General features: G+C 35.0%; 12 protein-coding genes. 11 read left to right on the plus strand and 1 reads right to left on the minus strand.

Going from position 1 to position 11,795, the window contains the following annotated elements; all coding sequences use genetic code 11:
• The first annotated feature begins 62 nt into the window (after positions 1-62).
• Positions 63-1,775: an N-acetylmuramoyl-L-alanine amidase gene (locus AC1RO3_RS04430; protein WP_481761523.1), complete on the plus strand. Its 1,713-nt coding sequence runs from the start codon at positions 63-65 to the stop codon at positions 1,773-1,775.
• Positions 1,776-1,814: 39 nt separating this feature from the next.
• Here AC1RO3_RS04430 and rlmD read toward each other — a convergent pair whose 3' ends face one another.
• Entirely contained in the window at positions 1,815-3,212 is a 1,398-nt protein-coding gene (gene rlmD / locus AC1RO3_RS04435; RefSeq protein WP_481761522.1) for a 23S rRNA (uracil(1939)-C(5))-methyltransferase RlmD, read from the minus strand.
• A gap of 105 nt (positions 3,213-3,317) precedes the next feature.
• On the opposite strand from rlmD, the gene recX reads away from it, so the two are divergent.
• From recX to hxlB, 10 genes are all read left to right on the plus strand, one after another.
• On the plus strand, positions 3,318-4,127 hold the full coding sequence (gene recX, locus AC1RO3_RS04440; protein ID WP_481761521.1) for a recombination regulator RecX: 810 nt from the start codon (positions 3,318-3,320) through the stop codon (positions 4,125-4,127).
• Positions 4,124-5,245, plus strand: a complete 1,122-nt coding sequence (mutY, locus tag AC1RO3_RS04445; protein WP_481761520.1) for an A/G-specific adenine glycosylase — start codon at positions 4,124-4,126, stop codon at positions 5,243-5,245. The genes recX and mutY overlap by 4 nt, the downstream gene beginning before the upstream one ends.
• 82 nt (positions 5,246-5,327) lie before the next feature.
• Positions 5,328-5,885: a nucleoside tri-diphosphate phosphatase gene (gene ntdP / locus AC1RO3_RS04450; RefSeq protein ID WP_481761519.1), complete on the plus strand. Its 558-nt coding sequence runs from the start codon at positions 5,328-5,330 to the stop codon at positions 5,883-5,885.
• 148 nt (positions 5,886-6,033) lie between these two features.
• On the plus strand, positions 6,034-7,026 hold the full coding sequence (locus AC1RO3_RS04455; protein WP_481761518.1) for a LacI family DNA-binding transcriptional regulator: 993 nt from the start codon (positions 6,034-6,036) through the stop codon (positions 7,024-7,026).
• Between the two features lie 231 nt (positions 7,027-7,257).
• Entirely contained in the window at positions 7,258-7,515 is a 258-nt protein-coding gene (locus AC1RO3_RS04460; RefSeq protein WP_481761517.1) for a hypothetical protein, read from the plus strand.
• 16 nt (positions 7,516-7,531) lie between these two features.
• Positions 7,532-8,278, plus strand: a complete 747-nt coding sequence (locus AC1RO3_RS04465) for a sugar phosphate isomerase/epimerase family protein (RefSeq protein WP_481761628.1) — start codon at positions 7,532-7,534, stop codon at positions 8,276-8,278.
• Between the two features lie 3 nt (positions 8,279-8,281).
• On the plus strand, positions 8,282-9,568 hold the full coding sequence (locus tag AC1RO3_RS04470) for a gluconate:proton symporter (RefSeq protein WP_481761516.1): 1,287 nt from the start codon (positions 8,282-8,284) through the stop codon (positions 9,566-9,568).
• A 30-nt stretch (positions 9,569-9,598) separates the two neighbouring features.
• Entirely contained in the window at positions 9,599-10,558 is a 960-nt protein-coding gene (locus AC1RO3_RS04475) for a sugar kinase (RefSeq protein ID WP_481761515.1), read from the plus strand.
• On the plus strand, positions 10,558-11,184 hold the full coding sequence (locus AC1RO3_RS04480) for an orotidine 5'-phosphate decarboxylase / HUMPS family protein (RefSeq protein WP_481761514.1): 627 nt from the start codon (positions 10,558-10,560) through the stop codon (positions 11,182-11,184). The genes AC1RO3_RS04475 and AC1RO3_RS04480 overlap by 1 nt, the downstream gene beginning before the upstream one ends.
• Positions 11,181-11,723, plus strand: a complete 543-nt coding sequence (gene hxlB / locus AC1RO3_RS04485; protein WP_481761513.1) for a 6-phospho-3-hexuloisomerase — start codon at positions 11,181-11,183, stop codon at positions 11,721-11,723. Before AC1RO3_RS04480 ends, hxlB begins: the two co-directional genes overlap by 4 nt.
• Positions 11,724-11,795 lie beyond the last annotated feature (72 nt).

Raw genomic sequence — 11,795 nt, forward strand, 5'->3', positions numbered from 1 at the left:
ATTAGGTTGTTGAACTAATATTGCTAAGGGATAGCAATAAAAAAATAGGAGAGTTATTGAAAATGCAGAAAAAAATAGTAATGGGTTTTGCCATTGTTTTGGGGATTGTAGCGGCTGGATTAATGAATCAATCAGTTTCGGCTTCATCAAAGGTAAATAATTATATACATTCTCAACATATTGCACCAAATGAGATTACAAGTGCTATCTGGGGTGGTTTTCCAACCGATGATATGACTTATCGTCAAGGTAAACCAGAAGGTGTTGTTGTTCATGAAACAGCTAACCCATCATCTACCATATATGGTGAAATGGCTTTTATGAAAGCCAATTATGGTAATGCATTTGTGCACAGTTTTGTTGACGATCATAATATTATTAATATTGCAAAAACGAACGTCATGTCATGGGGCTCTGGTCCTAAAGGTAACCAACGTTTCGTGCAATTTGAAGAAACGCGTGTTCATAGCAAGTCGGCATTTGCACGAGAAGTTAATAATGCCGCCTACTATACTGCCTATATTTTACAACAATATGGGTTGAAACCAAGTTTAGCAACTGCTAGCAATCATGGAGCGGGCGCAACAGTTTGGGCACATGCAGATGTCAGTAAGTATTTAGGTGCAACTGATCATGGTGATCCAGTTGGTTACTATAGCGAATCTGGTAATAAATGGTTTAATGAGTCATATTCAATGTCAGACTTGTATGATTTAATCAAAGAATACTACACACAATTAGGTGTGAAGGTCGCATATCACAGTGCAGCTGGATCAGAAACTGTTCAGATGAATAATACAAGTTACCGTCTTTATAACCATGTTAAAGGGACGGTCGGCGCAGTCGATAAAGGTTCAAGCAGCAAGTTAAGCGGTAAAACATTGTATGCAGATATGCGTGGTGTTAAAAATGGTAGCACTACTTGGTATCGCGTCCGTGTTAAAGGGACATCCACAAAATATTGGATCTATAGTGACGCCTTAAAATTAAGAAAAGTAAGTTACTCACCAATGAATGTTTCAGCTAAATTTAATGGTAAGTCATATCAGTTACATGATCATGTATACAATTCAGATTATCTATCTAAAAAGACAGGTGATTCAGCCAATTATAAAAATAGAACATATACAATTAATCAAAAAGCCGTTATAACTGATTATAATGGTGCTAAATCAACGATGTATCGTATTAAAATTGGTTCAGATGATCATTGGGTTTACACAGGAGCAGTCAATAAGGATGCACTAGTTAATTTAGAAATGCATAGTGCATCTGGTTCAGAAACTGCAAAAGTTAATAGTAATAAATATATGCTTTATAACTCAGTTAAGAACTCTACTGATAATACGGTTAACTATGGTTCTTCAACACAATTAACTGGGCAAACAGTGAAATTATTAGCTCGAGCAGAAAATAGAAGCCAAGGAACAACTTGGTATCAAATTAAATCAGGATTAAATAAATATTGGGTTTATTCAAAGGCCTTAACATTTAATCAATCAATTACTTATAAGTCACTTAAACAGACTGGAACCGTAAGTACGACAAGCACTTACTACTTGCATAATCATGTTTATAATTCAGCATATTTATCAGTAACAACAGGAAGAGCAAGTGATGCTACAATTAGAGGTAAAGCAGTTAATGTAGATTGCATGGCTACAATTAAAGAAAATGGTAAAGAAGATTCATATATGTACCGTTTTACAGTTATTGAAACAGGAAAGACCTATTGGGCTTATGGTAGCGTCTTAGTTGGTCGAACGAATAGTTAAAGCAAAAAAAGAAGCCATTTTATGGCTTCTTTTTTTGCTTTATTTTCCTGAAGAACGACGTGATAATTTAACGACGGCTTCAACTTTTGATGTTTGTGGGAACATATCAACGGGTTGAATATAATCAACGCGGTATGATTTTGTTAACAATTCTAAATCTTTTGCGAGTGTCGATGGATTACATGATACATAAACAAATTTTTTAGGACGACTCTTATTGATGGCTTCAATTAATTGATCATCTAAACCAGTACGTGGTGGATCAACAACTAGGGCATCAGGTACGAAACCTTCTTCCAACCATTTAGGTAAGATATCTTCAGCTTTACCAACTTCATATGTGGTATTTTCTTGATGTGATAGAACAGCATTTTCTCGTGCATCTTCAATCGCTTCAGGTGTTGTATCCATACCGCGAACTTCTTTAGCACCATGGGCAACATAAAGGCCAACGGTACCAACACCACAGTAAGCATCAACTAATGATTCATTTTTATCTAAGTTAAGAGCTTTATTGATTTCATCGTATAAAACGCCAGTTTGAACTGGGTTTAATTGGAAGAAAGCACGTGCTGATAATTTGAATTTCATTTTACCAAGACGTTCCATGATGAAGTCTTGGCCAGCGATATTAATGGTTTCGTCACCCCAAATAAGTGATGTTTCACCTTTGTTGATATTTTGCATGACAGAAGTAACCATAGGTAATTCTTCTAAGATATGCATAACTAGTTCACGTTTCTTAGGTAATTTTGCCGAGTTTGTGATGAAGGTTAATTGAACCTCACCGGTATCAAAAGATTCACGAACAACAAGCGTTTTGATAATACCTGATTTAGCTTCTTCATTGTAAATAGGAATTCCGAGTTCCTCTAATAACGCAACAACGTGACGAATAACAAGCATTGTTGTAGGACGTTGCGTACTGAATTCTTTTAAGTCTACTAAATCATGACTCTTTGGTTTGTAAAGTCCAGCGATGACGTGACCATCTTTTTCGCGAACTTGGAATTGCGCTTTATTACGGTATTCATATGGATTTTGCATACCGATAGTTTCTTTTAAATCATAGTGTTCATAACCACGCGGTTTATATCTTTCTAAAGATTGTACGATAACATCTTTTTTGAAAGCTAATTGGCCTTTGTAGTTTAAATGTTCTAATTCAATTCCGCCGACTTCACTGTATGTTGCGTCTTTTGGTTCAACGCGAACAGGACTTTGTTTACGAATTTTATGAATTTTAGCGTTGATATAAGAATCTGCAACACTAGTGACTTCTGCTACAACGACTTCGTCTGGAAGAGCACCAGGTACGAATGTAATCTTACGTTTGTAATAGCCGATGCCTTCACCATTAATACCTAAGCGTTTAATAGTTAAAGGAAAACGTGAACCGGCTTCAATTTCTGATCCAAATTCTTGATTGTCTGACATATTTTTATAAACTCCTTATTGCTTTTTTCTTATTATAACACAGGAATATTGGCATTTTGGCAGTTCAAAGATATAATAACAAGATAAGCATTTAAAGGAGTCTATATGACAAAAAAAATCACAAAAATAACCACACAAAAACGTGCTGGACGATATAATGTCTTTCTGGATGAAAAATATGCTTTTCCAATTGGGGAAGAAGTTCTTATTTCATTTCATCTTGCTAAAGGGATGGAATTAGATGAGGCATTAATTAAACAAATTGCTGATGCAGATGATCGTTCAAAAGCGTATTCAAAAGCGTTAAACTATTTATCAACGCAAATGCGAACCGTAAAAGAGATTAAGGATTATTTGAAGAAACATGAAATTACGGAAGACGCGATTGAAGAAACAATCGAAAAGTTATATGAATTTAGATTAGTAAATGATCTTGAATATGCTAAAAGTTACGTTAGAACAATGATGCACACGTCGGATAAAGGACCAACAGTCATTCGCCAAAAGTTACGATTAAAAGGTGTTGCAGCTGAAAGTATTGATGAAGCCTTAGAAGAATTTCCAGTTGATGACCAATTAGAAAATGGAATTAAAGTCGCCGAAAAATTAGTTAAGCATTACCACGATCAATCGTTTAGTAATTTAAAGAACAAGGTTCGTCAGGCATTAATGACTAAAGGCTTTAAGTCTGATGACATTTCACAAATAATGGATGCCTTAGAACTTGAAATTGATCCCGAAGCCGAATGGGATGCACTTGTTAAACAAGGGGATAAAGTCTGGAAACGGCAACGTCGCTTGGAAGGTAGTCAGCGCGCCATGAAAGTTAAACAGGGGCTATTTCAAAAAGGGTTTCAGTTTGATGATATTAATGAATATATTGAGCTGAAAGAACAAGATGAGGCGCTTGAATGATAATGTGGGATGACGCAAAAATCACAGCTTTTCAAGAGGCATTGTTAACTTGGTATGATAGTGAAAAAAGGGATCTTCCTTGGCGCAGAGACCATGAACCCTACCATATTTGGGTATCAGAAATTATGCTCCAACAAACACAAGTAAATACGGTTATTCCGTACTATGAACGATTTATGGAATGGTTTCCGAGTGTTGAAAATTTTGCTAATGCGCCAGAAGAACGTATTTTAAAAGCATGGGAAGGACTCGGTTACTATTCAAGAGTTCGAAACATGCAAAAAGCAGCAAAACAAGTTGTTCAAGATTATTCTGGGCAATGGCCGCAAACAGCTAAGGAACTGCAAAATTTAGTTGGAATTGGGCCATATACTGCCGGAGCAATCGCAAGTATTGCTTTTAACGAAGTTGTTCCTGCCGTTGATGGTAATGCTTTTCGTGTATTTTCACGCTTATTTGAGATAGAAGATGATATTGCGAAACCACAGACCCGACTTATTTTTGAAAAAGTCATTCAACAAATTATTTCTAAAGAAAGACCTGGAGACTTTAACCAAGCTGTCATGGATTTGGGTTCAAGTTACATGAGTGCTAAGAATCCAGATTCTGAACATTCTCCAGTTAAGTCGTTTAATCAAGCTTATTTAGATGGTAAAGAACTTGATTATCCAGTGAAATCAAAGAAGCCGCGACCAGTTGAAATGCCCTATATTGCTTTGATAATTGAAACAAAAAAAGGGTATTTATTTGAGAAACGTTCTAGTAAAGGGATGCTCGCAAATTTATTAGCGTTTCCTTTAATTAAGCTGGAAGAACTGGAAGACAAACCAGGAGACGTGTTATTAACGGATGATTTAGTTATAAAATTAGGCCAATGGAGCCAAGATAATTTGAACCATAAGTTGATTTTTTCAGCATTAGAAGGTTCCGTCGTAAAACATACCTTTACCCATCAAAAATGGTTAATTGAATTATTTACCGTGAAAAGTAAATCGTTTGACTTAAGTTATTTTCCTGGCGAATTCATACTTGAAAAAGATTTTGACCAGATTGCAGTTCCTAAAGTACAACAAAAAATTTGGGACAAATATATCAGCCTTTCTTCAAATAAATTTTAGTAAAATAGTTCTTTTTTTGGTATAATATTCATGCAATCGATGTAAAATGCACTACGTGTTTAGAAAGTGGGTTTTGGTAGAGATGAGTAATCAGTCAAAGGAGCCTAAAGAGGGCGACTTCATTACCATAAAGAGTTATAAACACGACGGTAGTTTGCATCGAACATGGCGTGATACGATGGTGTTGAAAACAAGTGAGAATATGATTATTGGGTGTAATGATCATACATTGGTGACCGAAGCAGATGGCCGGCGATGGGTGACCAGAGAACCAGCAATTATCTTTTTTCATAAACACTATTGGTTTAATATTATAGCCATGATACGTGATAACGGCGTTTCTTATTATTGTAATTTGGCTTCACCAGCCACGTTAGATAAGGAAGCTTTGAAATATATAGATTATGATTTAGATGTCAAAGTTTTCCCAGATGGTGAGAAACGGTTATTGGATGTAGATGAATATGCAGAACACGGGAAAAAATGGGAATATTCTGACGATATCGATAAGATATTGAAGTATAACGTCCGAACACTTGTGGACTGGATAGATAACGGGAAAGGGCCATTTTCTAAAGAATATATAGATATCTGGTACAATCGTTACCTCGAACTAGCGGAACGTGAAAATAATAAATAAAAAGGATAATTCTGAATTTTAAGTAGAATTATCCTTTTTATTTACTATTTTAGTGAGGTATTTTCTAATAAATTGAGCAGTATGGTAATATATAGATAGTTTAGCAACGGAATAAAAGGAAAACTAGACGAAATAATATAATTAATGAATGGATGAAAAAATGGCTACTAAAGCGAATATAAAAGATGTTGCAAGTAAGGCAGATGTTTCAATCGCAACTGTATCACGTTTTTTGAATGGTAAAACAGAGCGTATGTCTAAAGAGACAGCATTGAAAGTCCAAAATGTGATTAAAGAATTAAACTATGTCCCTAATGACGCGGCTAGACAGATGATTACAAAAAAAAGTCGAATGATTGCTACAATTGTTTCAGATGTGGATGATTATTTTGCCACAGAAATGTTTAAAGGTATTAGCTCAATTTTAGATGCACAAGGTTATACAGCGGTTTTATTTGATTCCGATTCTAATAAATATAAAGAACAAGGTATCCTTAAAATTATTGGCGAAAAATCGTTTGATGGACTAATCATGCAACCAATACTTAGAAAAGAAGCCGATTTAAGGGATGCGGTTAGACGAGACATGCCCATTGTTATTGTTGATCGTGAACTTTCTGATTCTAGTTTAGCTAATGTTGTTACAAATAACTTTGATATTAGCCAACAAGTAACAAGATATTATCTAAATCAAGGATTTGATCAAGTCATTATCATTACTGGTGAAGTGACAGGTATTTCAACTCGGGAAGAGCGGTATAACGGAATTAATTCGGTCAGTCCAGACACTAAGGTGATTGAGGTTATAGATGGTGATACAAAATTAAATCAAACATATGCTGAACTGAAAAATAGATTAATACGTGATGATAAAAGAACGCTTGTATTTGCGTTGAAGGAACGTTGGTTGCTTTACTTACTACCTAAAATTATCGCTGATGGATTCATGGTCAATCAACGGGTAGCGGTAACGGGATTTTCAGATACTGAAGTCATAAAAGCGATTAATTCAGGAACTTCGTTGATTAATCAAAATCCTTTTTTACTAGGTGCTAGTGCAGCAGAATTATTGTTGAATGAATTAAATGGTGAAACAAATACGAAAAATAAAAAAATAATTATACCTGCTGAATTTAAGTAGATACTAATATGGAAAAGACTTGCTCAAGGGTAAGTCTTTTTTTATTGTCCTTAAAATGTAATTTAAAGTTAAAAAAATAAACAGGCTAGATACCTTACTGGAGTAAACGTTTACCTTGTTTAGAAATATATATTTATATTTAAGACTTGCAATTATGGAATACTGCATATATACTATCCATGTAAACGTTTACCTAACTTGTTAATAGATAATGAATTGGAGGCGCTAAAAATGGATAAAAGAACTTTTTTAGATGTTGATAAATTTGCGTTGGGCTTTGCCTCTACAACTGTAGAGGCTAAGTTTGAGGATGAAAACATGGTGAAAACGGCTAAGAATTACCTTGCAGCCTATTTGACGGCATATTACTTAGCAGAAAATTTTAACGAGATAGAACGAGAAAATTTTGATAATAAAAATGCAGAAAAATTCGAGGACATGAATTTTGAGACATTAATGAATAGGGTAAAGAAACTCAATAAATATTAATATTGGAGGAAAAATGATGACAGTTATTTTAAATACATGGATTTTTGAGAATGATGTAGAAAATGGAATTAAACAGGATGAATTGGTTGATCGCGTTTCAAAATTAAGTGTTGACGGTATCGAAGTTAGACGTGAATATTTTAAAGATTTAGATAGTGAATTACCCAAAGTTGCAAAAAAAGCAAAACAATACGGATTAATTGTTAATTATAGTGTTCCTGATCAAGTTTTTTTAGACAATGGCACGTTAAACCCTAAATTAGTTACTTATTTTCAAGAAGGTTTAATTATGGGAATCAAAAAAATTAAATTTAATATTGGAAATTTTGCGGCATTTACTGGAGATTTAAAGCAGGCTTTTAGTGAATTTCCTTTAGACAAAATAACAATGAATGTTGAAAATGATCAAACTGCATTAAGTGGCAGTGTTAAGGCATTAACGACATTTTTAGAAAGTGCTAAACGACAAAATGTGCCTGTTGGTTATGTTTATGATCTTGGTAATTGGGCTTTTACGAAACAAGATGCTATTCAGAGTGCAGATGAGCTTTCACAATACACGGACTATATCCATTTGAAAAACGTTATTAATAATGCTGGAAACTTAATGACGTCGAAAAATTTAGATGAAGGAATGTTTGATTGGCGAGCTATTTTAGCCCATCTACCAAAAAAAGTGGCTTTCGCTCTTGAATATCCGATGGATAACAAAGCGTTAATTCAATCCCAGATAGTGTTATTAAAAAAAGAAATTGAGGACTAGCTTATGGCAACCCTAATACCGATTTTATTATTAATCACTTTTGTAGGATTTATTATTTATATTTTAAAGGGTGGAAACATCATGGTCGGGTTCTTCGTAATGGCTATTTTATGGTCTATCATTGGACAAATTCCATTCGATAAGGCAGTTCAAAAAGTATTTGCTGAACCAGCATTGAATTATGGACCGACAATTATCTATATTGCATTTGGATCATGGTTCGGAAGGGTTCTTGTTGATAGTGGGATTGCGCCTGCAATTTCAGAAGCAACAAAAAAAGTTGGGAAAAAACGACCATTAATAGCAGCTATTTTAATTGTTTTGGTAACAGCGTTTATTTTTGTAAGCGCATACGGAGTGGGATCTGTGATTGCGATAGGGGTTATCTTATTACCAATCATGTTATCCCTAGGTATTCCAAGAGACATCGCACTTACTGCATTTGTCATGTCAATTGGGGCACCAATGTACATTAATGTTGTTTTATTCAATCAAATTAAAGCATTTTTTCCAAATGCCGTATACGGCGGACAATACTTAATCTTCGGTTGGACAGCAATGACAGTTCAATTAATCGCGGTAATTATTTTCTTAGTTTTACATCGCAAGAAATTTACTCAAGAAAATGTTGATTCAAATCTAAAAATTATTGGTGAGACACAACAAAATTCTGAAAGTCGCCCCATACCAAAAATTGCATTTGTTGCACCAATTATTCCGGTCGTTATGAATATGATTTTCGGCTGGGATGCTATTCCAGGATTAACTTTAGCAACATTGTTTGCGATAGCTGTTACTGGAAATATGAAAGGATATAAAAATTTCGTCGACTTCTTGAATAGTACGATTCAAAAAGCGATTGGTGATATCGCAGGATTGATTATGTTTTTAATGGCGTTAGTGATGTTTGCTGGTGCTGCTCAGTTGAACGCTGTTAGGTTTCAACATGTATTTAGTCTGATATTACCGCATGACCATTTAATCCTTGCTATTGTATTTGGAGTATTAGCACCGCTCGCGTTATTCAGAGGTCCGTTACATGTTTGGGGTGCTGGAGCTGCAACTGCAGCGGTTCTTTCGGGAACCGGGTTGTTCAATGATGCCTTCTTATTACCACTTCTCTATGTGCCTGCGCTTCTTGCTGTTTCAACAGGAATCACGCAATCATGGAATGTTTGGGGCCTTGATTATATGAAAGTTCAATCAAAAGATTTATTAAAAAGAGGTGTTCCAATCATGTGGTTTGTTTCAATTATTAATGAAGTTTTAGTTTATTACTTTTTCGGTTAAAATTAAGAGACATGAAGGGAAGAAAATATAATGAGTGAAGTTATAACAATTGGCGAACCAATCATTACATTTGCCTCAAAAGATATGGATCAAAGCTTATCAGAATCAGTTAATTATGTGAAAATATTAGGTGGCGCAGAATTAAACGTAGCGATCGGAGTTAAACGCTTAGGGCATGATGTTGAATATGTTTCTCGAGTTGGAACAGAACCTTTTGGCCAATACGCGAAGAGTATTATTTCAGGACATGGTGTGGGTATCGATTATATTAGCGAAAGTGAAAATCATTGGACGGGGCATCAATTGAAACAACTCGTATCAACGGGTGACCCAGAGACTTTTAATTACCGTAAAGGGTCAGCTGCAGCTCATTTAACAAGTGATCGAATTGATGCAATAAATTTAGATGATGTTAAAATAGCGCATATGTCTGGTATTTTCCCAGCTATTTCAGATGTGGCCGAAAAAACATTTAGAACGTTATTAACACGCCTTGTGGATAACCAAAAATTCATTACATTTGACCCTAATTTACGACCAACATTGTGGAAAAGTAAAGATTATATGGTTGCGACCGTTAATGAACTGGCAGGTTATGCAGATGTTGTTTTACCAGGTGTTGAAGAAGGAAAAATTCTGATGGGCAGTGATAATCCAGAAGAAATTGCCGACTTTTATTTAAAAGGCAAACGGACAAAAACGGTAATTGTTAAAATAGGTGCAAGTGGTGCATTTATCAAAAATTCAGATGGTAGTATGAAAACGATTAAAGGCTTCAAAGTGGATAAAGTTGTGGATACTGTTGGTGCAGGCGATGGATTTGCATTAGGCGTTATTACAGCATTATTGGAAAACAAATCTATGGAGTCAGCCGTTTTACGAGGAAATGCAGTTGGTGCGCTTCAAGTTCAGACACCAGGTGATAATGATGGCTACCCAACACCTAAAGAACTACAGGATTTTTATAAAAAGGAAGGCGTACAGGAATAATGAAATTACAAGTCGCTATTGATCGCGTTACGTTAGAAGACCTTATGGAGAGCGTCAGCTACTTAGATGGTGTTGTCAATGTCATCGAAGTTGGGACCTCTTTGATTAAAGATTATGGGATAAATGCGTTAAAATCTGTTACGGAAAAAGTTAATCAATCAGAAGTATTATTTGATTTAAAGACAATTGATGAGGGTGTTTATGAATTTGAAAAGGGATTCTCTGCTAACGCGGATACGTTAACGGTTATGGCAAGTTCGTCAATTGATACGATTGAACAAGTTTATGAATTAACGGTTAATCAGAAAAAAAACATTCTGATAGATTTATTGGAAGTAGATGAGACGAAAATTGAAAAATTACAAAAATTTGATGAAGCCATTTTTGGATTACATTACTCACATGATAAGAAAGATCAAGATTTTGATGCCGTAAAAGCGGTGGCTGAATTCCATGCTAAATTTCCAAATATAAAAAAAATCGCGGTTGCCGGTGGTATTGATATTGAACAGGCAAAAAGATTGGCTGTTCAAGGTATCGTGGAAAGAATCATTGTTGGTGGTAAAATAATGAATAATGAGAAACCATTAGATATGGCAAAAAAATTTATGGAGGTTATTAAATGAGTTTACTTGATGAAATAATGGATGAAATTAACGCGGTCATTGCTAAAGTTAGTGATGACCAATTAAATGGTGCTGAGAAGTTAATTACGAAAGATAAAAGAATTTTTATCTTAGGTGCTGGGCGATCTGGGTTAATGGCAAAAGGATTCGCAATGAGATTAATGCATATCGGTTATACGGTCTTTGTAATTGGTGAGACAATTACACCGTCAATTGCAGAAGGGGATGTGCTAGTTTCTGTTTCTGGCTCTGGGACAACTAAGAGTGTACTTGAACCAACTGAAAGTGCTAAGAAAATTGGCGTTAAAGTAGTCGGGCTTACAAGTAACGGCGAGTCTCCTTTAGCGAAAGTATCTAACTCAGTTGTCGTTGTGCCTGGTGCAACAAAAGCTGATAATAGTGTAAAGTCAATCCAATTATTGAGTACGCTATTTGATCAAAGTGTGCATATTGCTCTGGATGCATTAGTGCTGAAGGTAAGTCGTAGAGACAACGTATCAAATGATCAGGCGAAGGCGAGCCATAGTAATTTAGAATAAAAAATAGCAACTATCATTTTTAAAATGGTAGTTGCTATTTTTTAGGATAACTATAGTTACAACAATGGTTGA

The sequence above is a fragment of the Dellaglioa sp. CoH-57-MRSF-19 genome (assembly GCF_056781975.1).

Excerpts from the sequence above, each read along its gene's own strand:
- recX (WP_481761521.1), top strand. The coding sequence starts at position 3,318 with ATGACAAAAAAAATCACAAAAATAACCACACAAAAACGTGCTGGACGA.
- hxlB (WP_481761513.1), top strand. The coding sequence starts at position 11,181 with ATGAGTTTACTTGATGAAATAATGGATGAAATTAACGCGGTCATTGCT.
- AC1RO3_RS04475 (WP_481761515.1), top strand. The coding sequence starts at position 9,599 with ATGAGTGAAGTTATAACAATTGGCGAACCAATCATTACATTTGCCTCA.
- mutY (WP_481761520.1), top strand. The coding sequence starts at position 4,124 with ATGATAATGTGGGATGACGCAAAAATCACAGCTTTTCAAGAGGCATTG.
- AC1RO3_RS04460 (WP_481761517.1), top strand. The coding sequence starts at position 7,258 with ATGGATAAAAGAACTTTTTTAGATGTTGATAAATTTGCGTTGGGCTTT.
- ntdP (WP_481761519.1), top strand. The coding sequence starts at position 5,328 with ATGAGTAATCAGTCAAAGGAGCCTAAAGAGGGCGACTTCATTACCATA.
- AC1RO3_RS04465 (WP_481761628.1), top strand. The coding sequence starts at position 7,532 with ATGACAGTTATTTTAAATACATGGATTTTTGAGAATGATGTAGAAAAT.
- AC1RO3_RS04470 (WP_481761516.1), top strand. The coding sequence starts at position 8,282 with ATGGCAACCCTAATACCGATTTTATTATTAATCACTTTTGTAGGATTT.
- AC1RO3_RS04480 (WP_481761514.1), top strand. The coding sequence starts at position 10,558 with ATGAAATTACAAGTCGCTATTGATCGCGTTACGTTAGAAGACCTTATG.
- rlmD (WP_481761522.1), bottom strand. The coding sequence starts at position 3,212 with ATGTCAGACAATCAAGAATTTGGATCAGAAATTGAAGCCGGTTCACGT.
- AC1RO3_RS04430 (WP_481761523.1), top strand. The coding sequence starts at position 63 with ATGCAGAAAAAAATAGTAATGGGTTTTGCCATTGTTTTGGGGATTGTA.
- AC1RO3_RS04455 (WP_481761518.1), top strand. The coding sequence starts at position 6,034 with ATGGATGAAAAAATGGCTACTAAAGCGAATATAAAAGATGTTGCAAGT.